At 63.1% G+C, this 20229-nt stretch carries 20 protein-coding genes and 2 pseudogenes; 6 read left to right on the top strand and 16 right to left on the bottom strand.

Features of this window, described 5'->3' with window-relative positions; all coding sequences use genetic code 11:
- Window positions 1-126 precede the first annotated feature (126 nt).
- The 3 genes from HWV67_RS22460 to HWV67_RS22450 all read left to right on the top strand — a co-directional run bounded on the left by HWV67_RS22460 (window position 127) and on the right by HWV67_RS22450 (window position 2729).
- Complete coding sequence (locus HWV67_RS22460) at window positions 127-927, top strand: transporter substrate-binding domain-containing protein (RefSeq protein WP_175652844.1); 801 nt, start codon at window positions 127-129, stop codon at window positions 925-927.
- Window positions 928-1039: 112 nt separating this feature from the next.
- Entirely contained in the window at window positions 1040-2002 is a 963-nt protein-coding gene (locus HWV67_RS22455) for an amino acid ABC transporter permease (RefSeq protein ID WP_175652843.1), read from the top strand.
- A complete protein-coding gene (locus HWV67_RS22450) occupies window positions 1995-2729 on the top strand; it encodes an amino acid ABC transporter ATP-binding protein (RefSeq protein ID WP_095156103.1) in 735 nt (244 codons plus the stop codon). Before HWV67_RS22455 ends, HWV67_RS22450 begins: the two co-directional genes overlap by 8 nt.
- Window positions 2730-2840: 111 nt before the next feature.
- Here HWV67_RS22450 and HWV67_RS32220 read toward each other — a convergent pair.
- The 16 genes and pseudogenes from HWV67_RS32220 to ubiE form a co-directional block, all read right to left on the bottom strand.
- A pseudogene (locus HWV67_RS32220) lies at window positions 2841-2960 on the bottom strand (hypothetical protein); the annotation flags it as partial.
- Between the two features lie 69 nt (window positions 2961-3029).
- Entirely contained in the window at window positions 3030-3677 is a 648-nt protein-coding gene (locus HWV67_RS22445) for a DUF6708 domain-containing protein (protein WP_256680176.1), read from the bottom strand.
- Between the two features lie 119 nt (window positions 3678-3796).
- A complete protein-coding gene (locus HWV67_RS22440; RefSeq protein ID WP_175652842.1) occupies window positions 3797-6970 on the bottom strand; it encodes a T6SS effector BTH_I2691 family protein in 3174 nt (1057 codons plus the stop codon).
- Window positions 6967-7911 carry a hypothetical protein gene (locus tag HWV67_RS22435; protein WP_175652841.1) on the bottom strand — a complete coding sequence of 315 codons (945 nt, stop codon included), beginning with the start codon at window positions 7909-7911 and terminating at the stop codon, window positions 6967-6969. The genes HWV67_RS22440 and HWV67_RS22435 overlap by 4 nt, the downstream gene beginning before the upstream one ends.
- Window positions 7908-9977 (bottom strand): type VI secretion system Vgr family protein, encoded by a 2070-nt coding sequence (locus HWV67_RS22430; RefSeq protein WP_175652840.1) that lies wholly within the window; start codon window positions 9975-9977, stop codon window positions 7908-7910. The genes HWV67_RS22435 and HWV67_RS22430 overlap by 4 nt, the downstream gene beginning before the upstream one ends.
- A 287-nt stretch (window positions 9978-10264) precedes the next feature.
- Entirely contained in the window at window positions 10265-10978 is a 714-nt protein-coding gene (locus HWV67_RS32215; RefSeq protein ID WP_371929329.1) for a methyl-accepting chemotaxis protein, read from the bottom strand.
- 141 nt (window positions 10979-11119) lie between these two features.
- A pseudogene (locus HWV67_RS32210) lies at window positions 11120-12169 on the bottom strand (methyl-accepting chemotaxis protein); the annotation flags it as partial.
- A 159-nt stretch (window positions 12170-12328) separates the two neighbouring features.
- On the bottom strand, window positions 12329-13036 hold the full coding sequence (locus HWV67_RS22420) for a 16S rRNA (uracil(1498)-N(3))-methyltransferase (protein ID WP_175652838.1): 708 nt from the start codon (window positions 13034-13036) through the stop codon (window positions 12329-12331).
- A complete protein-coding gene (tatC, locus tag HWV67_RS22415) occupies window positions 13033-13824 on the bottom strand; it encodes a twin-arginine translocase subunit TatC (protein WP_110972291.1) in 792 nt (263 codons plus the stop codon). Before tatC ends, HWV67_RS22420 begins: the two co-directional genes overlap by 4 nt.
- Window positions 13821-14222 carry a Sec-independent protein translocase protein TatB gene (gene tatB / locus HWV67_RS22410; protein ID WP_175652837.1) on the bottom strand — a complete coding sequence of 134 codons (402 nt, stop codon included), beginning with the start codon at window positions 14220-14222 and terminating at the stop codon, window positions 13821-13823. Before tatB ends, tatC begins: the two co-directional genes overlap by 4 nt.
- Window positions 14223-14226: 4 nt before the next feature.
- Window positions 14227-14505 carry a twin-arginine translocase TatA/TatE family subunit gene (locus HWV67_RS22405; protein WP_175652836.1) on the bottom strand — a complete coding sequence of 93 codons (279 nt, stop codon included), beginning with the start codon at window positions 14503-14505 and terminating at the stop codon, window positions 14227-14229.
- 25 nt (window positions 14506-14530) lie between these two features.
- Entirely contained in the window at window positions 14531-14866 is a 336-nt protein-coding gene (locus HWV67_RS22400) for a phosphoribosyl-ATP diphosphatase (RefSeq protein WP_095155840.1), read from the bottom strand.
- A 1-nt stretch (window position 14867) separates the two neighbouring features.
- Entirely contained in the window at window positions 14868-15260 is a 393-nt protein-coding gene (gene hisI / locus HWV67_RS22395) for a phosphoribosyl-AMP cyclohydrolase (protein ID WP_175652835.1), read from the bottom strand.
- 72 nt (window positions 15261-15332) lie between these two features.
- Window positions 15333-16937, bottom strand: coding sequence for a ubiquinone biosynthesis regulatory protein kinase UbiB (gene ubiB, locus HWV67_RS22390; RefSeq protein ID WP_175652834.1), 1605 nt, complete (start codon window positions 16935-16937; stop codon window positions 15333-15335).
- Window positions 16934-17557, bottom strand: coding sequence for a ubiquinone biosynthesis accessory factor UbiJ (locus tag HWV67_RS22385; RefSeq protein WP_095155843.1), 624 nt, complete (start codon window positions 17555-17557; stop codon window positions 16934-16936). Before HWV67_RS22385 ends, ubiB begins: the two co-directional genes overlap by 4 nt.
- Window positions 17557-18327, bottom strand: coding sequence for a bifunctional demethylmenaquinone methyltransferase/2-methoxy-6-polyprenyl-1,4-benzoquinol methylase UbiE (ubiE, locus tag HWV67_RS22380; RefSeq protein ID WP_095155844.1), 771 nt, complete (start codon window positions 18325-18327; stop codon window positions 17557-17559). Before ubiE ends, HWV67_RS22385 begins: the two co-directional genes overlap by 1 nt.
- Window positions 18328-18455: 128 nt before the next feature.
- Here ubiE and HWV67_RS22375 point away from each other — a divergent pair, with 128 nt between their 5' ends.
- The 3 genes from HWV67_RS22375 (at window position 18456) to HWV67_RS22365 (ending at window position 20183) form a co-directional block, all read left to right on the top strand.
- Window positions 18456-18731: a polyhydroxyalkanoic acid system family protein gene (locus HWV67_RS22375; protein WP_095155845.1), complete on the top strand. Its 276-nt coding sequence runs from the start codon at window positions 18456-18458 to the stop codon at window positions 18729-18731.
- Window positions 18732-18916: 185 nt separating this feature from the next.
- Window positions 18917-19336, top strand: a complete 420-nt coding sequence (locus HWV67_RS22370; protein ID WP_095156108.1) for a phasin family protein — start codon at window positions 18917-18919, stop codon at window positions 19334-19336.
- 10 nt (window positions 19337-19346) lie between these two features.
- Window positions 19347-20183 carry a phasin family protein gene (locus HWV67_RS22365; RefSeq protein ID WP_175652833.1) on the top strand — a complete coding sequence of 279 codons (837 nt, stop codon included), beginning with the start codon at window positions 19347-19349 and terminating at the stop codon, window positions 20181-20183.
- Window positions 20184-20229: the final 46 nt, after the last annotated feature.

Here is a 20229-nt window from a genome sequence, read left to right as displayed (position 1 = left end):
AGTCGTCATGGGGCTAGGTCCCATGACGCTCATGCGTTAGCATCCCGCCCCGACTATCGCGCGACGTCTGTAGGACTTTTCGCGCAACAATAAAATTAAGCGTTTTCTTGTTGGGGGAACCTGGTGATGTTCAAAAAGTACCTGTCGATGCTGCTGGTCGGCGTCGCCGCCACTGTCGCGGTCAGCACCGCACAAGCCGGCGCAATCGATGACGCGGTCAAGCGCGGCCCCCTGCGGGTGGGCATGGACCCAACCTACATGCCGTTCGAGATGACCAACAAGCGTGGCGAGATCATCGGCTTCGAAGTGGACATCATCAAGGCCATGGCCAAGTCCATGGGCGTCAAGCTGGAGATGGTTTCCACCGCCTATGACGGCATCATCCCGGCACTGATGACCAACAAGTTCGACATCATCACCAGCGGCATGACCCTGACCCAGGAACGCAACCTGAAGCTGAACTTCAGCGAGCCCTTCATCGTTGTTGGCCAGACCCTGCTGATCCGCAAGGAGCTGGAAGGCAAGATCAAGTCCTATAAAGACCTCAACAGCGACGAATACCGCCTGACCTCCAAGCTGGGCACCACCGGTGAGATGGTCGCCAAGAAGTTGATCGCCAAGGCCCAGTCCCACGGCTACGACAACGAACAGGAAGGCGTACTGGACGTGGTCAACGGCAAGGCTGATGCCTTCGTCTACGACGCACCCTACAACGTGGTGGCCGTGACCAAGGTCGGCGCCGGCAAGCTGGTCTACCTCGACGAACCGTTCACCTACGAGCCGCTGGCCTTCGGTCTGAAGAAAGGCGACTACGACAGCATCAACTTCATCAACAACTTCCTGCACCAGATCAAGCACGACGGCACCTACGATCGAATCCACGACAAGTGGTTCAAGAAGACCGAATGGCTGAAGGACATGGAATAAAAGACAGCGACTAGCCGCGAGCTACAAGCTGCAAGCAAAGCGGGTCGCTGATGACCCGCTTTTTTCTTGCGGCCTGTAGCTTGCGGCTTTTGGCTTCATGGGGAATCCCAACGTGATCAAACACAAGAAATCCCAGTGGCCCTGGCACGGGCTGACCGCGCTGGTCCTGGTCGGACTGGCGATAAGTCTGTATTTCGCCACCTCGATGATTTCCTACGAGTGGCGCTGGAACCGCATCCCGCAGTACTTCGCCTACCAGGCTGAGGAAGCGCATCGCGCCTCCGGCTACGGCACGGTGCAGGACATCGTGCGCCAGGGCGACACCGCGCGGGTGACCCTGCGTGACGAAGACGGCGCCGAACAGGTGCTGGACGTCGACCAGGCCAGCCTGCAACTGGCCAAGGGCGATGACGTTGCCGAGGGCGACCTGATCGGCCTGACCCACCACTGGGCGGCCGGCCCGCTGGCCTGGGGGCTGTGGACCACGGTGTGGATTTCCGTGGCGTCCGGCGTCATCGGCCTGCTGATCGGTCTGTTCGCCGGGCTGTGCCGTCTTTCCAGCAACCCGACCCTGCGTGACCTGTCCACGGTGTATGTCGAGTTGGTGCGCGGCACGCCGTTGCTGGTGCAGATCTTCATTTTCTATTTCTTCATCGGCACCGTGCTCAACCTCTCCCGCGAGTTCGCCGGGGTTGCCGCGCTGGCGCTGTTCACTGGCGCCTATGTGGCTGAAATCGTCCGTGCGGGCGTGCAGTCCATCGCCAGGGGGCAGGGCGAGGCCGCCCGGTCCCTGGGCCTGAGCGCCGCCCAGTCGATGCGCCATGTGGTCCTGCCGCAAGCGTTCAAACGCGTGCTGCCGCCACTGGCCGGGCAGTTCATCAGCCTGGTCAAGGACACGTCGCTGGTCTCGGTGATCGCCATCACCGAACTGACCAAGAGCGGCCGTGAGGCGATCACCACCTCGTTCTCGACCTTCGAGATCTGGTTCTGCGTCGCCGGGCTGTACCTGCTGATCAACCTGCCGCTGTCGCATTTCGCCAGCCGGCTCGAGCGGAGGCTTGCGCAAAGTGATTGAAGTCCGTGATCTGGTAAAAGTCTTCGACACCCGAGGCCAAGTGGTGCGGGCTGTGGATAACGTCAGCACCAACGTCTCCCGCGGCGAAGTGCTGGTGGTGCTCGGCCCGTCCGGCTCCGGCAAATCGACCTTCCTGCGCTGCTTGAACGGCCTGGAGTCGTTCGATGCCGGCAGCGTCGCCATCGACGGCCTGCAACTGGCCGACCCGAAGACCGACGTCAACGCCTACCGTCGTGAAGTCGGCATGGTGTTCCAGCATTTCAACCTGTTCCCGCACATGACCGTGCTAGAGAACCTGTGCCTGGCGCAGAAAGTCGTGCGCAAGCGCGGCAAAGCCGAGCGCGAGGCCAAGGCGCGGGCACTGCTGGAGAAAGTGGGGATCGGGCAGAAAGCCAACGAATACCCGTCGCGGCTCTCGGGCGGCCAGCAGCAACGCGTGGCGATTGCCCGGGCGCTGGCGATGGACCCGAAAGTCATGCTGTTCGACGAGCCCACCTCGGCGCTGGACCCGGAAATGGTCGGCGAGGTGCTGGACGTGATGAAGACCCTGGCCCAGGAAGGCATGACCATGGTCTGCGTGACCCACGAAATGGGCTTTGCCCGTGAAGTGGCGGATCGGGTGCTGTTCTTCGATCACGGCAAACTGCTGGAGGATTCGCCGCCGGAAGAATTCTTCACCACGCCGAAGGACCTGCGGGCCCAGGCGTTTTTGCGTCAGGTCCTGTAAAGCCAGGGCCTGCTTCGCAGGCCTTCGCGGCTGAAGCCGCTCCTACAGGGTCATCACAGTCCCGTGGGAGCGGCTTCAGCCGCGAAGGACCGCAACGCGGTCCCGGCGATTTCAGATCCGGAACCGCGCCACCAGCCCCTGCAAATGCGTCCCCAGCCGCGCCAGCTCAACGCTGGACGCCGCCGTCTCCTCACTCGCCCCGCTGGTCTGATCCGACACGTCGCGCACGGTCGTGAAGTCGGCTTGGTGTTGCTCAGCAGCATGGCGCGCACCTTGCGCTGGGCCGGCTTGCGGAGCTGTTCATGGTGCGGTCCTCGACTCCAGATCCATATCGGCAGGCCACTCGACCTTCGGTGCCAGTAGCATGGCGACGTTGCACCACAGCACATCGTTATGGTCCCAAGGCGGCTCCGGCGGCGGTAGTGCATCCGGGCCTTGTTGCATGTAGGTGCAGACGTAGGCCCATGCGTGTGCGTCGGCGCCCATGGCGGTCAGTGGGAAGCGGTCGATGACTTCGTTCGTACCGGGTTTGACGATGGACAGCTCGACACCGAACTGGATGATGGCCCCGCCCTGGGCGGTGAAGTGGGTTCTTCTCCAGCGTTCGGCTCGAACCTGTGACCAGTCGTAGGCAACGGGTACTACCCGCCACTCTTCGAAGGGATTCCACCAGCGGTATTTGAAGTTGTAGGCGTAGAGGCGTTGGCGGGCGCGGTTGAAGCGGAGGGGCAGATCTCGAGGAGGTTTTGTTTCGACCTTCACGCAGAATAAAAGTGACCAGACTGCAACAAGAATCCCGAAGAAAAATGCGACCCACTCCTCGACGCTCAACCGGCGCCAGTCTGATAAGAAAAGCAACAGAATCACGACGGTCAGGATTGCTTGTACTGGCGCGAACCAAATCAACCATCCTCTGGCAAGTGCCGAAGTACGGGGCAGCTCCAGCAAAACCTCATCCTGATGGTTGGGTGTGTCAAACCCGAGGGCTGGAACGACCACTGGTAATTCATCAGGACCGGGCAGGTCTTCTTGCCATCCGGGGCACGGCGGGGGGAGTTTAGGCCTTTTCATATGAGTCCCAGCCTTGCCTGGCTCTTGATCTTGTCCTCTTTGACGATTAGTCGTGCAAATCCTGACTTATCACTCTTGTCAGGCCAATAAGACACCTCAAGTTCAAAGGCATGTACTTCAAAAGAGCCGAAGAAGCTGATGGAGCCACGGATCTCTAGGACCTGGGCACTGTGCGTAATGACTGGAGTTGTTGTTTCAGGGTGGTATCCCGGTTTTTGCCACCCATCGGGAGGTGGTGACGCGCCATTCACCCCATCTCTACGACCGCTCGCAATAGTTTCTCCCAGAGTCCGATTTGGCCGGTATACCTGCAACGCCCATTCGTAATCTGACACATCAGCCTTGTACCCAGGCAGGACGAGCTTGTAGTCCAGAAAGAGTCCGGCAGGAACTGCATCACCGATAGGCAGCCCACCTGACTGATCGGCTTTCACGATCAGTCCTGCATCGGCAGTCAAGCCGAGCAACGCAGCGTTCAAGACGCCAATTGCGGTGTCCATGTCCTCTGGGACAGTCCAACGTCGGTGTTCGGCAGGAACGCCCCAGAGTGAGTGTCTTGCCCATAACTCCAGTGGCTCTGACTCTAGCCCCTTAGCCCATAGAGCCCATCCAAGCGCACCGAGACCTAGAAATACTGATGCTGCAAGCGGGCCGAGCGCTACTGCTGCTGGGGCGAACGTGCCCCAAATCCCGGCCATTGCTGAACCTACTGCGGTGGCGGTTGCAATCGCAAACAGATTTCTTACCGCGTAATCGCCAACCTTATGCGCCCGAACCGCCGCAAGCGCATACTGCAACCCCTCCAAAGCACTCGCCAACGCCACCAGCGCCCCCCCGTACTGCACGATCCGCGCTCCCACCCCAACTGTCTTTCCAGCGGACCCGGCCGGCATGCTCAGATCAGGCCGCACCATCTGGATTGCCCCTCCGACAACCTCGACGCTTGCCCCCATCACGCCAACCGACGCCGACATGACCGCCGCCGTGGCTTCGGGATGCTTGTCACCCAAGGTATCGAGCAGGTTTTCATAACTGCGGCGCAGGCTGTCCTGCTGGAACCACAGGCTGATCAGGCCCAGCCCCATGGTGCTGGCGCCGGGTGTGCCGGCAACTGCGGCGTTGCGCATGTTGCGCATCGACTCCCGCGCCAGTTGGGCGGAGACTTCTGCATTGAGGGTCATATGGCGCGCAAGGTTGCCCATGGAACCCTGAAGGGCCTCGGTACCAATGGTGACACTGCGCAAGGCGTCGCCAATGCCCTCGCCGACCCCGGTGCTCAGCTTGTCCAGCCGGGTCTTCAAGGCGTCGGCGCTTTCCATCGTCCAGAGCGTGACTTCGACCAGTTTTCCAGGCGTGCCCGGCACGGCAGCGGACAGGGTGTTGCTCAGCAGCATGGCGCGCACCTTGCGCTGGGCCGGTTTGCGGAACTGCTGGTCGAGCCGGGCCATGAAGCGATCGGTGCTTTCCTGGAGCACCTCGTTGAGCAGCGAAAGGTATTCGCCCACCTTGAGGGACACGGTGATCCGCGTGACCTCCACACCGTAGTAGCGCAACAGGGCCGCGCGGTGCAGGTACCCGAGCAATGCCCGGGTGTTCTCCGACAGCTGGTTGCCGAGACGACTGCTGGCCATCGCTCCAGCGGACAGCAGTTGGCCGATGGCGTCCTGTACGGGCGCCGTCATCAGGTCCTTGGCTTGCTGGGTGGTGATGAAGGTCTTGATGCCGTGATAGACCCGGGTGAACTCGTCACCCGCAAGGGTATCGTGCAGTTCCCCGAACAGAGGTCTGTTCTTCGCCGTCAGGGCCTGGTAGAGCAGGCTTTCGCGGTTCTCCAGCAGGCTTTTCCACAGGCGCAGGGTAGGGCCCGGTGGGCCGTCCACGCTGCGTTCGGTCGGGCCACCGGCCAGGCAGGTCTGCATCATGCGGATGAACAGCGCTGTCGAGCGCTGGTCGGTAACGCTGTAATCATGCAAGGCCGCCCGTTGATAGGCCGCGCCCTGGTACTGGCGTTCGTAGTGTTCGGCGACGTCGTCGATGACCTGTTGCCAGCCCGCGAGCGTGTGCTGGTAGCCTGCTTCGAACGTCTCACGGGCCTGCTCGTCGTAGCGTTCTTCCAGCCGCTGCCTGGCCTTCGCTTGCCACATCGAAGCCACACGCGCGGTGTCCGCCTCGATATCGAGCATGGGCAGGTTCGGATTGAGCACCGGGTTTTTGTTTTGCTCGCGTCGCCACCTATCTTCGTCCTCCGCGCGCTTCTTCGCCTTGAGTCTTGCTATTTCGAGCTGATGCCCACGAATCGCGAGCAAGGCCTGGGAGGTGAAATACTCGAAGCTGCGCTTCGGTTCGGCACACCATTGCTGCATGGCCTGGTGGCGAAGCAGACGCTGGGCATTGAGCTCCTGGACCACGCCGATGGGGTCGGGTAGCACCAGGGCCAGTACGCCGTTGGCGAGTTCGTGCTCCTGGATGATGTTGCGCAGATGCCCCTTCAGAGCGCGCAAGCGGTGCTGGCGGCCGTAGAAACCATGCACGCTGCGGAAATCACCGGGGATGTTTTGTGCGTATTCGAGCACCTGCTGAAGCTGCGGGTCGTTTTCGCTCATGGCGATGCCGACGCTGGCGGGGTCGTTGCGCGCGGCCTTGAGGTCGAGTCGGTGGAAGCGCTCGTCGAGGTTCACGCCGTCGACCGTGCCGCCGCGCAGGTAGCTATCCAGAACCGCCTTGGGCCAGGGATCGTTGGCGATGGCCAGCCAGGCGGTGGAGTACTTGCGGGTGTCGATGTTGATGAAGGCGGCAGGCATGTCGTGATCCTCCCGGATGCAGGCCTCGCACAGCGGGCGAGGCTCTTCGCGCGGCATCTGGTACGGACGGAACTGGCTCAGCGCGCCTTCGGCCGAAATCTCGTAGGCCTGCCATTCCCGGTGGTCGAGCAGTACATACAAATAACCCTGGCGGAGGATGCGTGGCTGATCGAGGCGCATGGGTACGGCCTCGACTTTGGAGCCGCGGGCCAAGGGCAGCAAGCGGGTGTGCCAGGGCTGCGGTGCATAGGCGGCGCGCAGGGGCAGGATGGGCAGGCCGCTGCGCTGGCAGGTGGCACAGAGGTCGCTGGGTACCGGGCAGGTCTCGCCGGTGGCGATGTCGGAAACGACACTGAAGCTGATTGTCATGAATAGTCCTTCGCACGGGGCAGGTCAGTGAAGGTGCGTTTCCAGAGGGCTTCGCTGTAGTTGCTGGCGAAGTGGCTTTGCAGGTCCAGGGCACCTTTTCCGGCCTTGGCGATGAGCGCCTGGATTTCCGGGTGTCGCAGCAGAAGCGGGTGGATGAACACCTGGTGCAGGCAGAGTGCGATGATGTCGCGGTGATCACGAAGCCCGAACGCATAGGCATCGCGAACCAGGCGCAAAGCATGGAGGGCGGCCTCGGGTGGCAGGATGGTGTCGCCCGTCCAGCGCCAAGGGGCGAAGCCGACAGGGCGTTGCAGCAGACGCTGCCAGGTGCCGAGGACGCTGTTGATCAGCGGTGCCCACTGTTGGGCTTGTCGGGCCGCTTCCGGCAGTACGACCTCGAAGGGGTTGTCGGAGCCGCGCAACACGGTATGAACGCCCCAACTGAGCGGACATAACCAGAAACGAATGGGGTTCAGCAGCCCGGACCTCTCGCTGGCCGCCGTGGCGCTCAACAATTCCAGTCTCAGTGGCTCGAACCAGGGAGTGGGGCGTCCGGCCTCGCTTGCAGTGCTATGGCAACCGGCCACGATCCGGCTGGCGATGACATCGAGCGGTTGCGGACTGAGCAGCCAGCCGCAGACATAACGCTTGTGATAGCCAGGGTCCTTCGCTGCGCGTTCGGCACTCCACTCCAGAGAGTGCTGCGCCGGCGCTTCACCGGGTTTCGCCAATTGAACCAGCGCGGGACAGACGTCGGGAGCGTGGGCCAGGTCCGGGCGCAATACGCGCATGACCGCAGCATCGCCCAGCGACTGGACCAGGGACGGCACACTGAGCGGATGCTCCGGCGCACATTCGGCCAGGCCGTCCAGTAGCAGATACAGGTAATCGTCCGGCTTGCGGTATTGCTCGAGGAAGTACGTGACAGACCCTGTGCTCATTTGATTTTCCTTTCACACGTGGCTTGTGCGCCTTCCAACACGTTGCTGGCCTGCGACAGGCCGTTGCCGCTGCCTCCGCTTGTCTTGGTCGCCGGCCCGTTGAGCGTGAGCGCGATGCCATCCAGCGTGATGCCCGCACTGTCGATACGCAGCGTGCCGCCGGGGCCCTTGATGATCACGGCTTCGGACGCATGGATTTCGTGCACCTTGGTGTGCTGCGTAATGCTCTGGCCGGCCTTCACCGTGACGCCCCCTTGCACCTGCTGGTCCAGATGCCCGCCAATCTCCACCCGCTGATTCGCCGCGGTCTTGTCCAGGCGGTCATTGCCAACCTGTTCGGTACGGTCCTGGCCGGTGGTGATGGTGTGATGGCGGCCGATGTTCAGCTCGTCGTCCTGGCCGATCTGATGCCGCCGGTTCACGCCGATGACCACCTGCTCGTGATTGCCCACGGTGTCCTTGCGGTCGTGGCCGATGGTCAGGGTTTCGTCGTTCTCGACCTGCTCGCTGCGGTCATGGCCGACGAAGGTGGTTTCGTCATTCTTGACGACATTGTTCTGGTCTCTCTGCGCATGGATGAACACCTCTTCCTGCCCGGCCTCATCCTCGTACCGCAGCTCGTTGAAGCCATTGCCCTTGTGGGTCTGGCTCTTGAGGGTCATGCGCGTCTTGTGCTTCGGCAGTTCGTAGGGCGGACGCTGCAGGGCATTGAAGCCCCGGCCGGTGATAACCGGTTGGTCCGGGTCGCCGTCGAAGTTGCTGACGATCACTTCCTGACCAATACGCGGAATCGCCATGTGGCCCCAAAGCGCGCCAGCGATGTTCTGCGAGACGCGGATCCAGCAGGAGCTGTGTTCGTCTTCGTTGCCTTCGCGGTCCCATGGAAACTGCACCTTCACCCGGCCGAATTCGTCGCAGTAGATTTCCTCTCCAGGCGGGCCAACCACTTTCGCCGGCTGCGGGCCGTCAATACGTGGTTTGGGCAACGCCTCGGCGCGCCATTCGGCATCGTCCGGTACCAGGGTGGCAACGCAGTTGTAGTGAGTGCCTTGGCTGGCGTCGGCGCTGTCCTCGCCTTGGCTGACGTACTGCTTGCCGTGGTGCTCCAGGCGTATCGGGCGCCAGCCGCGATTTAGGTCTTCGCGTGGATGGCCGATGAGGTCGAAATAGATGCCCGGCACCAGCCGCGCGTCGTCACCCTCGGCGATGACCTGGCAGGCATCGCCGCGCAGTCCACGCAGGCGATCGCGGGTGAAGGCTTCGCCTGATTCACCTTTGTAACGGCCGGGATAATCGTAGCGCTCGTAGCTCTTGGCCTGGTGTTCCAGGTCGGTGGCTTCGCGGCGGGTTTGCTGGTTGTACAGCGGGTTCTTGAAGCTGTAGTCGCGCTGTGTCTGGCGGGCGCTGCGCACGTTTTCGGTGTAGGTGAAGTTGTGCAGCGCCGGGCCCGGGCGGTCGCCGCCGGGCTTGGGGTTGTATTCCACCGGCAGGCCGGGCTGCTTGCCGAAGATCCACAGGCGGTCGCAATGGACCAGGCGGTGGCCTTCAGCGCTGTGCAGGAAGCCGTAGAAAAAGCCTTCCTCGCGCATGATGCGTTCGACGAAGTGGTAGTCGGTGTCACCGGCCTGTACGCAGTATTCCCGCGTTTCATGGGTGTTGGTGATGCGTTGTTCATAGTCCAGATCGAGGGCGTGCTTCTTGAGCATCGCGGTGGCGATAGCGGGCACGGTGAGGGTCTGGAAGATGCGCCAGTCCGAAGCCAGTCGCAGGCGGGCCAGACGCGGCTCGACGATGGCGCGGTAGCGGGTGCGGCGAAAGCCAGTCTCGCCTTGTTGGAATGAGCTGACTGAGCCGTGCACATTGCGAACGGGCTGGCCGCCTTGCCAGAGAGTAAGCAGCGCCGGGCGATCGAGAATCTGGCCAAAGTCGACAGCGGGGTTGGTGCTGCTCAGGTCGACTTCGAGACGGAAGGTTTCGGACAGGCCTTCAGTGAGGTGGAACTCGACGACTTCGAAGTCATCGGTGCCGGCGGTGAAGGTGAAGCGCAGGTCGGATTGGGCGGGCATGCAGTGCTCCCTGCAACTGCGCACCCATCGCGAGAATCAGCGCCGGGTCGCATGTGGATGAGGTATCCACCAGGGCGCCAGGCCGGAAGCTTGCCGGCTGCGGATCAAGGGGATGTCCATGGAAATGATTCCGTGGAAATCCTGAACCCGGGCCGGCATCGTTGATATAGGAATATTCCTAACTACAGCGGTGAAACTGCGGAGTTTTGGAAACCAGACACCTCGCAGCTTGCTGTTCTGTTGGAGCGGCTTCAGCCGCGAAGGACCGCAACGCGGTCCCGGCGATTTCAGATCCGGAACCGCGCCACCAGCCCCTGCAAATGCGTCCCCAGCCGCGCCAGCTCAACGCTGGACGCCGCCGTCTCCTCACTCGCCGCGCTGGTCTGATCCGACACGTCGCGCACGCTCATCACACTGCGATTGATCTCTTCCGCCACGGCGCTCTGCTGCTCCGCCGCCGCCGCAATTTGCTGGTTCATCGACTGGATCGACGACACCGTGCGGGTGATGGTTTCCAGCGAAACACCGGCACTGCGGGTCAGTTCGACGCTGCTTTCGGTCAGGCCACGGCTGTTGTCCATGACGCTGGCGACTTGCTGTGTACCGCTCTGCAAGCCGGCGATCAGCTCTTCGATTTCTTCGGTGGACTGCTGAGTGCGCTGGGCCAGGCTGCGCACTTCGTCGGCGACCACGGCGAAACCACGTCCGGCCTCGCCCGCACGGGCTGCTTCGATGGCGGCGTTGAGCGCCAGCAGGTTGGTCTGTTGGGCCACCGACTTGATCACGTCGAGCACGCTGCCGATCTTGTCGCTTTCGGACTTGAGCTTGTTCATCGCCGCGCTGGAGTTACCCACTTCCTTGGCCAGACGCTCGATCTGGGCGATCACCTCGGACACCACGCGGTCACCTTCGCGGGCCTGCTGGTCGGCCATCAGCGCCGCCTCGGAGGCTTCCTCGGCATTGCGCGCGACTTCATGCACGGTCGCGGCCATTTCGTTCATGGCGGTGGCAACCTGGTCGGTCTCGACTTTCTGGCTGTTGACCCCGGCGCTGGTCTGCTCGGTAACGGCGGAGAGTTCTTCGGCGGCGCTGGCGATCTGGGTGACGCCGTCGCTGATGCCACCGATCAACTCGCGCAGGCTGACGGTCATGCGCTGCATGCTGCGCTGCAACTGGCCCATTTCGTCGAGACGCTGGTCGGTGAGGTCGTGGCTGAGGTCGCCACTGGCGATGCGGTCCACGGCGGTCAGGGTGTGGCGCAGCGGAACGATGATCTGCCGGGTGATGGCCCAGGAGGCGATCACGCCGAACAGCATGGCCAGCACCGTGGCGAAGGCCAGGGTCGACTTGGCGTTCTTCGATTCGGCATCGCGCAACTGGGTCTGGGACTTGGTCAGGTCCATGCTCAGGTTGAGCAGCTTGGTGCCCTGTTCGCCCATCAGCCGCAGGGCCTGGTCGCTGGCTTCCTGGGCGGTGCCGAACTGCACCACGGCGCCGCGATACACGCCCAGCGATTCGGTGGCGCTGCCGAGGTTGGCGTGGTGCTCGCTTGGGATTTTGCCCGGCAGGGCCTTGAGCAGGGCGACCGCCTGGTCGATGGCGGCCAGTGCGGTCTGCTGGAATTCGGGCTTTGCGCTGTAGGTGTAGCCGCGAACCTGGAAGCGCGCCTGCTGCAGCAGCTTGGACACTTCAACGGCGTTGTTGAACAGCACGGCGTCGCCGCTTTGCAGCAGCGCCTGCTCGACCTGGGCAAGCAGGCCCGCCGCCTTGTCGGCGCTGGCGCCGAGTGCGGCACGGGCGGCCTCGCGGGCGTCGGCGGCGGCCTTCAGGTCGGCGAAGTAACGCTGGTAGGCCTGCACGGCGTCGCGCTGCTGTAGCAGGCGCTTGCTGTCTTCGCCTTCGCTGATGCGCTTGCTGACGTTCTGCAACACACCGTCCAGTGAGGCCAGGGCGTTTTCCACCAGTGTGGTCGACGCGGCATCGCGGTTGTGTTCGTAGGTCTGGCGGGCAATCCGCAGGACCTGGGTGCCCTGGTACACCTCGGAGATTTCGCCGAGCTTGTCGCCGCGGTTGATCACGCCTTCGAGGCCCAGCCAACCGGTGAGGGTGATCACCAGGGTCAGCAGCAAGACGATGCTGAAGCCGATGCCCAGCTTGAGGTTGACGCTCACATTACCCAGGTGCTGGGCCATCCAACGGTACATGGTGTGACTCCACTTCGATCGATCAGGCAGGTTCTTTATTCTGGTGTTCCTGCATCGGCGCGGGGCCACAAAACTGTAGGCGGCAAAAGCGTCTAAACCGGGGCTGAGGGGGTAGCCAATGGTCTTATATAAAGTGCGGGAATTACCTTAGAACAGGCGCGCGAGCAGAGCCGTGACGGCGGTTTCGACCCGCAGGATGCGATCACCCAGTTGCACCGGCGCCAGTCCGGCTTTGCCGAGCAGATCGATCTCGTAAGGAATCCAGCCACCTTCCGGGCCGATGGCCAGGGTCACCGGTTCGTCTACGCCGCGTGGGCAGGGCGGGTGGTTGCCGGGGTGGCCGACCAGCCCGAGGGTGTCCTGGGCGATGGCGGGCAGGCGGTCTTCGACGAAGGGCTTGAAGCGCTTCTCGATGATGACCTCGGGCAGCACCGTGTCCCGGGCCTGCTCCAGGCCGAGGATAAGGTTCTCGCGGATCGCTGCGGGGTCGAGGAAGGGGGTTTGCCAGAAGCTCTTTTCCACCCGGTAGCTGTTGACCAGCACCAGCTTCGCGACGCCCATGGTGGCGACGGTCTGGAACACCCGGCGGAGCATTTTCGGGCGGGGCAAGGCGAGAACCAGGGTCAGCGGCAGCTTGGCCGGTGGCGGCTGGTCGAAGCGCAGCGAGAGTTCCGCTTCATGGCCTTCCAGCCGTTCTACCGTGGCCTGGCCCATCAGGCCGCCGAGGCGGCCGACGCGCAGGCTGTCACCCACCGCGACGCGGTGGATGTCCTGCATGTGGGTAAAGCGGCGGTCGCTCAGGACCGCCCGGTCGGCCGCGATGAAGTCGGCCTCTTCGAGCAGCAGCAGGTTCACGCTTGGGTCGCTGGCGGCTGGTCGTCAGGGGTGTCGTTGCGCTCGTCATGCTCCTGGCTGCGCTTGCGGATCAAGCTGCCGAACAGCACGCCGATTTCGAACAGCATCCACATCGGCACGGCCAGCAGGGTCTGCGAGAAGATGTCCGGCGGGGTCAGGATCATGCCGACCACGAAGCAGCCGATGATCACGTACGGACGGACCTTGCGCAGGTACTGCACATCGACCACGCCGATCCACACCAGCAGCACCACCGCGACAGGAATCTCGAAAGCAACGCCGAACGCGAAGAACAGCGTCATGACGAAATCGAGGTAACTGGCGATGTCGGTCATCATCGACACGCCTTCAGGGGTCGCGCTGGCGAAGAAACCGAAGATCAGCGGGAACACCAGGAAGTAGGCGAAGGCCATGCCGGCGTAGAACAGGAAGATGCTGGACACCAGCAGCGGAATGGCGATGCGCTTTTCATGGCGGTACAGGCCCGGCGCGATGAAGCCCCAGATCTGGTGCAGGATGAACGGGATCGCCAGGAACAGCGAAACGATCATGGTCAGCTTGAACGGCGTCAGGAACGGCGAGGCCACGTCGGTGGCGATCATCGTCGCGTTGGCCGGCAGGTGCGCGCGCAGCGGCGCCGAGACCAGGGTGTAGATCTGCTGGGCGAAGGAGAACAGGCCGATGAAGATCAGAAAGACCGCCGCGACGCAGCGCAGCAGGCGAGTACGCAGTTCAGTCAGGTGCGAAACCAGCGGCATGGGCTGGTCGTGTTCCGGAATTTCGCTCATGGGGCTCGCGGCGGTTGGGTCGGTTCAGTGGACGCCGGTTGGGGCGCGTCGGCGGGTGCCGTCGGCGCCGCGGGGGCTTCGGAGATTACGGCGGCGGTGGCAGATGCCACGGGCTCGCTGCCCGGCGTGGTGGCCGGATCGGGCGTCACGCTGCTCGGGTTGAGGATGCGTCGGGCTTCCTGCTCCAGGGAGAGGATGTGCTCGTTGTGCAGTTGCCGACGGATATCGTCAGCGCCGATCTCGCGCTCTACTTCCTGCTTGATCGCGTTGAAGCTGCGCTTGAGGCGCCCGACCCACAGGCCGGCGGTGCGCGCCGCGCCAGGCAGGCGCTCGGGGCCGAGCACCACAAGGGCGACCAGACCGACGAGCAGCAACTCACTGAAGCTGATCCCGAACATGTGTTCACTCTTTCCTTGCAGGTTCAGCGTCCTGAACCTTCTGCGCCTGGCCGTCGATGGTGTGCGGCTGGTTCAGTGGGGTGCCCTGCGGTTGTACCGGTTGGGAAGGTTGTGCAGTTTGCACGGTCGGCTCGGCGGGCTTGTCTTCTTCGTTCATGGCCTTGCGAAAGCCCTTGATCGACTCGCCCAGGTCGCCGCCGAAGTTCTTCAGTTTCTTGGTACCGAATACCAGTACCACGACGACCAGCAGAACAATCCAGTGTTTCCAGTCAAAAATACCCATGGTGCAGTTCCTCGAATGAATTCAGTTAGGCCGATGGCTGGCGGGCCGCCTTTTCGTCGTGGCCGGACAGTCCGAAACGGCGCTCCAACTCGTCCAGCACGGCTTGCGGGTGCTGGCCCAACGCGGAGAGCATGACCATGCTATGGAACCACAGGTCGGCGGTTTCATAGATGACATCGCTGTAATCTCCGCTGACGGCGGCGTCCTTGGCGGCGATGATGGTTTCCACCGACTCTTCGCCGACCTTCTCCAGGATCTTGTTCAGGCCCTTGTGGTGCAGGCTGGCGACGTAGGAGCTGTCGGGGGCCGCGCCTTTGCGCGATTCCAGCACTTCGGCCAAGCGGGTCAGGGTGTCGCTCATGTCAGTGTCCTGCGCTGTAGATGGCATTCGGGTCTTTGAGGACCGGATCGACGGTTTTCCACTGGCCGTCCTCGAAGACGCGATAGAAGCAGCTTTCGCGGCCGGTATGGCAGGCGATGTGCCCCAGTTGCTCGACCATCAGGATGATCACGTCGGCGTCGCAGTCCAGGCGCATTTCGTGCAGCTTCTGCACGTGGCCGGACTCCTCGCCCTTGCGCCACAGTTTGCCACGGGAGCGCGACCAGTAGATGGCGCGCTGCTCGGCGGCGGTCAGGGCCAGCGATTCGCGGCTCATCCAGGCCATCATCAGCACGCGTCCGGTCTTGTGGTCCTGGGCGATGGCCGGCACCAGGCCGTCGCTGTTCCAGTTGATCTCGTCCAGCCAGTCTTTCATCTTCGACTCCAAAAAAGGCCACGGTCCCACGCCGATGCCGCCTGCTAGTGTGCCAGCCGTTCAACCGGCTGGCTATCGACGCACCACCAGGTAAAGGCCCGCCGCCAGCATCAGCCAGGCCGGCCAGGCGCTGGTCGCTGCGAGGTTCTCGGCACAGGCGGCAAGGGTCGCGCCACCGGCCAGCAAGCCGGCGCCGAGCAGGCGCAGGGCCCAGTGGTCGTGTTGCTTCCAGGGCGCAGGAGGGTCGTTGAGGTGGGGTTGCGACATGCGTTCGAGCAGGTCGCGGGTCATGTTGGCGAGGTGCGGCACCTGCTCGACCTGGCTGTGCAGGTTCTGCAGCAGGGTTTTCGGGCTTACCCGGTCGCGCATCCAGCGTTCGAGGAACGGCTGGGCGGTGCTCCACAGGTCCAGGTCGGGATAGAGCTGGCGGCCCAGGCCTTCGATGTTCAGCAGGGTCTTCTGCAACAGAACGAGCTGCGGCTGGACTTCCATGTTGAAGCGCCGCGCGGTCTGGAACAGGCGCATCAGCACCTGGCCGAAGGAGATGTCCTTGAGCGGCTTCTCGAAGATCGGCTCGCACACGGTGCGGATCGCCGCCTCGAATTCGTTGAGCTTGGTCTGCGCCGGCACCCAGCCGGAATCGATGTGCAACTGCGCCACGCGGCGGTAATCACGCTTGAAGAAGGCGAACAGGTTGCGCGCCAGGTAGTCCTGGTCCTCGGGGGTGAGGCTGCCGACGATGCCGCAGTCGATGGCGATGTACTGCGGGCTCCACGGCTTCACGGTGCTGACGAAGATGTTGCCGGGGTGCATGTCGGCGTGGAAGAAGCTGTCGCGGAACACCTGGGTGAAGAAAATCTCCACGCCGCGCTCGGCGAGCATTTTCATGTCGGTGCGCTGGTCGGCGAGGGTGACAAGGTCGGTGACCTGGATGCCGTAGATGCGCTCCATCACCAGCACCTTGGGCCGGCACCAGTCCCAGTAGACCTGGGGCACGTACATCATCTCCGAGCCTTCGAAGTTGCGCTTGAGCTGGCTGGCGTTGGCCGCCTCGCGGAGCAGGTCGAGCTCGTCGTAGATGGTTTTTTCGTAATCGCTGACCACTTCCACCGGGTGCAGCAGGCGGGCGTCGGCGGAGACCCGCTCGGCGCCGCGGGCAATCAGGAATAGCCAGGCCAGGTCCTGGGCGATCACTGGCTTGAGGCCGGGCCGCACCACCTTGACCACCACTTCTTCACCGCTCTTGAGGCGGGCGGCGTGGACCTGGGCTACCGAAGCCGAGGCCAGCGGTTCGACGTCGAAGCGGGCGAACACTTCGCCGACCTTGGCGCCGAGCTGTTCTTCGATCAGCGCAACGGCTTTCTGCGAATCGAACGGCGGCACGCGGTCCTGCAGCAGCATCAGTTCGTCGGCGATGTCCGCCGGCAACAGGTCGCGGCGGGTGGAGAGCAACTGACCGAACTTGATGAAGATCGGCCCAAGGTCCTGCAGCGCCAGGCGCAGGCGCGCGCCACGGCTCAGGTCGAGCTGTTTGCGTGGCAGCCAGCGCCACGGCATGAGCAGCCGCAAGGCGGCCAGCCACCAGGGCAGGGGCAGGTCGAACAGCAGGTCATCGAGACGGTAGCGGATCACGACGCGCTGGATGCGCAACAGACGGCGGACGGCAAGCAGCTTCATGCGTTATCGCTGGATTCAAGGGATCGGGCAAGGCGCTCGATGCGCGCCTCGAGGCGTTCAATGTCGAGCTTGAGGGTGTCGAGTTCGCCGAAGCGCGCTTCGGCTTCACGCTGGCCAACCAGCGTGCGGGATTCTTCCGCCAGGTATTCGGAGGCGGTCTGGCTCAGGCTGGTCAGGCTCTGGCGGGTCCACTTCGCGCTGTTGCGCAGGTGGCCGCTGAGCAATTGGGTCGCCACCGGACCGAGCCAGCGGGAGACTTCGTACTCCCAGTCCAGCTCCAGGTCCTGCAGCACGCCAACCAGATCCAGCAACACCGCGCTGTCGCCTTCCAGCTCGACCTGCGGGCTGTGCAGCACGGCGGTCTTGTCCTGGCTCAGGGCCAGTTGCACCAGGCTGGTGGCCGGGGCGCGGAGGGTGCAGTCGGCCGGGTTGAGCCACTGGCTGGCCAGCAGCAGACCTTCATCGCTGGGCAGGATGAACAACTGCAGGGCGGGCTGGCGGCAGTCGATGGCAATGACTTTGCCATCGAGCGGTGCCAACCGCGGCAATGCGGTGCTGTCCAGGCGCAGGACACGGTTGAGGCCGTGTTCGACGCTGGCGAGAAGGCCGGCCAGCAGCATCAGGGTTTGATACCGCGGTGCAGGGCGACGATGCCGTTGGTCATGTTGTGGTAGGTGACGCGGTCGAAGCCGGCGTCGACCATCATGGCCTTGAGGGTTTCCTGGTCGGGGTGCATGCGGATCGATTCGGCCAGGTAGCGATAGCTTTCCGAGTCGTTGGTGATCAGCTTGCCGGCCAGCGGCATGAAGGCGAAGGAGTACGCGTCGTAGACCTTGGACATGAAGGTGCTGGTCGGCTTGGAGAACTCCAGCACCAGCAGGCGGCCGCCGGGCTTGAGGACGCGCAGCATCGAGCGCAGGGCATCTTCTTTATGGGTGACGTTGCGCAGGCCGAAGGCGATGGTCACGCAGTCGAAATGGTTGTCCGGGAACGGCAGTTTTTCCGCGTCGGCCTGGACGAACTCGACGTTACCGGCCACGCCCAGATCGAGCAGGCGGTCACGGCCGACCTTGAGCATCGAGGCGTTGATGTCGGCCAGTACGACCTGGCCGGTGGGGCCGACCAGATGGGAGAACTTGCGGGTCAGGTCACCGGTACCGCCGGCGATATCCAGCACCCGATTGCCGCTGCGCACACCGGACAGCTCGATGGCAAAGCGCTTCCACAGGCGGTGCATGCCGACGGAAAGCACGTCGTTCATCAGGTCGTATTTGGCGGCTACGGAGTGGAAAACCTCGGCGACTTTGTCGGCCTTCTGGCTTTCGGGCACGCTCTTGTAGCCGAAATGGGTGGTGGGTTCGGCGTTGTCGCCGTTGCGCTGGTCGTTCATATCGCTTCACCGGGAAAAATTACTGGCCATTCTAGGGCGTGCGGCTGGATTTGTCTTTGGCGGGGTGTGTCGCGGCGCGGGGCGTAGGCATAATGCGCGAGTATGCCCTTGCAGCCAGGATCAAGTGAATGACCCAGATCAGCGTTGAACGTAAACACAGCCTCGGCCGCGATGCCGCCCGTCAGAAGGCTGAGGCCCTGGTGGAAAAACTGTCCAGCCAATACGACCTCAAGGCTGAATGGAAAGGCGACCGGGTCGAGGTCAAGCGCAGCGGTGCCAACGGCAGTGTCGAGATCGGCGACGACAGCATTCGCGTCGAACTGAAGCTGGGCATGATGCTGTCGATGATGGGCGGCACCATCAAGGCCGAAATCGAACGCGCCCTCGACAAAGCACTCGCCTGACGGCCCGCGAGCGGCAAGCTACAAAAGGCTGCGGCCCTGCCCGCAGCCTCACCTCCATCACAGCCCCCTTGCAGCCTGCCGCTGCCGTTAGGGTGTGAATTCTAATTTTTCTCCTTACTTTTACGCTCAGGCCCCCGATTCCGTGGGCAGTTCTTCCATTCCGTCACGAGTGCGAGGTGCAGAGCATGGCCAAAGTGATCCTGAAGAAAAAAGACGATATTCAAAACAGCCTGACAGACGTCCGCGGCTACGCGCGCAAAATCTGGCTGGCCGGTCTGGGTGCCTACACCCGGGTGGGCCAGGAGAGCGCCGGCTACGTCAAGGACCTGATCAAGGCGGGTGAAGTGGTCGAGAAGCGTGGCAAGAAACGCCTCGATCATGAGCTCGACGCCGCCAACGGCGAGATCGATTCGGCGAAGCAAGAACTTCGCAGTGTGAAGGGCAAAGTCGAAGTCCAACTGGACAAAATCGAAAAGGCTTTCGACACACGGGTGGCCAGCGCCTTGAATCGCATCGGCATTCCGTCTAAACATGACGTGGAGGCACTTTCTGCCAAGCTCGATGAGCTGACGGCGTTGCTCGAACGTGTCACGGCAAAAAAATAAGGAGAGCGGGATGGCTGGCAAGAAAAATACTGAAAAAGAAGGCAGCTCCTGGATTGGGGGAATCGAGAAGTACTCCCGCAAGATCTGGCTGGCTGGTCTGGGTATCTACTCGAAGATCGACCAGGAAGGCGCCAAGACGTTCGACGACCTGGTCAAGGAAGGCGAGAAGGCCGAGAAGCAGGCGAAGAAGGGCGTTGACGCTGTGAAAGACGGTGCCAAGGACAGCGCTAAATCCGCGACCTCGCGCGTTACCGATGCGAAGGACCGTGCGCTGGGCAAATGGAGCGAGCTGGAAGGCGCATTCGACAAGCGCCTGAACAGCGCCATCTCGCGTCTCGGCGTGCCGAGCCGCAATGAGATCAAGGCGTTGCACAGCAAGGTCGACACGCTGACCAAGCAGATCGAGAAGCTCACCGGTGCATCGGTCACGCCGATTTCCGCGAAGACCTCGACCGCGAGCAAGGCTGCGGCCAAACCGCTGGCCAAGGCTGCACCGAAAGCGGCTGCCAAGCCTGCGGCGAAAACCGCTGCGGCCAAGCCGGCTGCCAAGACTGCAGCGGCCAAGCCTGCAGCAGCCAAACCGGTTGCCGCCAAGACCGTTGCCGCGAAACCTGCGGCGGCAAAACCGGCTGCCAAGCCTGCGGCGAAACCTGCGGCCAAGCCGGCAGCAGCCAAGCCCGCTGCGGCGAAAAAGCCAGCGGTGAAAAAGGCAGCGGCGCCGAAACCGGCCGCCAAGCCGGCTGCTCCAGCGGCCAGCGCTGCCCCAGTGGCACACGCAGCTCCGGCTGCCAGCGCCGCACCAGCAGCGCCGGCGCCTTCGGCTCCGACCCCAACCAGCCAGACCTGATCACAGGCGGCTGCAAGCAAAACGCCCGGCTTAGTGCCGGGCGGTT

It is taken from the genome of Pseudomonas sp. Marseille-P9899, from assembly GCF_903166565.1.
In the GTDB taxonomy this organism is placed as follows: domain Bacteria; phylum Pseudomonadota; class Gammaproteobacteria; order Pseudomonadales; family Pseudomonadaceae; genus Aquipseudomonas; species Aquipseudomonas huaxiensis.
Note: the sequence above shows the minus strand (reverse complement) of the source record. Positions and strands in the feature narration are given on the sequence as shown.

Coding starts and splice junctions, on each gene's coding strand:
- hisI (WP_175652835.1), bottom strand. CDS start 15,260: ATGAAAGACTGGCTGGACGAGATCAACTGGAACAGCGACGGCCTGGTG.
- HWV67_RS22385 (WP_095155843.1), bottom strand. CDS start 17,557: ATGCTGCTGGCCGGCCTTCTCGCCAGCGTCGAACACGGCCTCAACCGT.
- tatC (WP_110972291.1), bottom strand. CDS start 13,824: ATGAGCGAAATTCCGGAACACGACCAGCCCATGCCGCTGGTTTCGCAC.
- ubiE (WP_095155844.1), bottom strand. CDS start 18,327: ATGAACGACCAGCGCAACGGCGACAACGCCGAACCCACCACCCATTTC.
- HWV67_RS22460 (WP_175652844.1), top strand. CDS start 127: ATGTTCAAAAAGTACCTGTCGATGCTGCTGGTCGGCGTCGCCGCCACT.
- tatB (WP_175652837.1), bottom strand. CDS start 14,222: ATGTTCGGGATCAGCTTCAGTGAGTTGCTGCTCGTCGGTCTGGTCGCC.
- HWV67_RS22430 (WP_175652840.1), bottom strand. CDS start 9,977: ATGCCCGCCCAATCCGACCTGCGCTTCACCTTCACCGCCGGCACCGAT.
- ubiB (WP_175652834.1), bottom strand. CDS start 16,937: ATGAAGCTGCTTGCCGTCCGCCGTCTGTTGCGCATCCAGCGCGTCGTG.
- HWV67_RS22375 (WP_095155845.1), top strand. CDS start 18,456: ATGACCCAGATCAGCGTTGAACGTAAACACAGCCTCGGCCGCGATGCC.
- HWV67_RS32215 (WP_371929329.1), bottom strand. CDS start 10,978: ATGAACGAAATGGCCGCGACCGTGCATGAAGTCGCGCGCAATGCCGAG.
- HWV67_RS22405 (WP_175652836.1), bottom strand. CDS start 14,505: ATGGGTATTTTTGACTGGAAACACTGGATTGTTCTGCTGGTCGTCGTG.
- HWV67_RS22435 (WP_175652841.1), bottom strand. CDS start 7,911: ATGAGCACAGGGTCTGTCACGTACTTCCTCGAGCAATACCGCAAGCCG.
- HWV67_RS22365 (WP_175652833.1), top strand. CDS start 19,347: ATGGCTGGCAAGAAAAATACTGAAAAAGAAGGCAGCTCCTGGATTGGG.
- HWV67_RS22440 (WP_175652842.1), bottom strand. CDS start 6,970: ATGACAATCAGCTTCAGTGTCGTTTCCGACATCGCCACCGGCGAGACC.
- HWV67_RS22400 (WP_095155840.1), bottom strand. CDS start 14,866: ATGAGCGACACCCTGACCCGCTTGGCCGAAGTGCTGGAATCGCGCAAA.
- HWV67_RS22370 (WP_095156108.1), top strand. CDS start 18,917: ATGGCCAAAGTGATCCTGAAGAAAAAAGACGATATTCAAAACAGCCTG.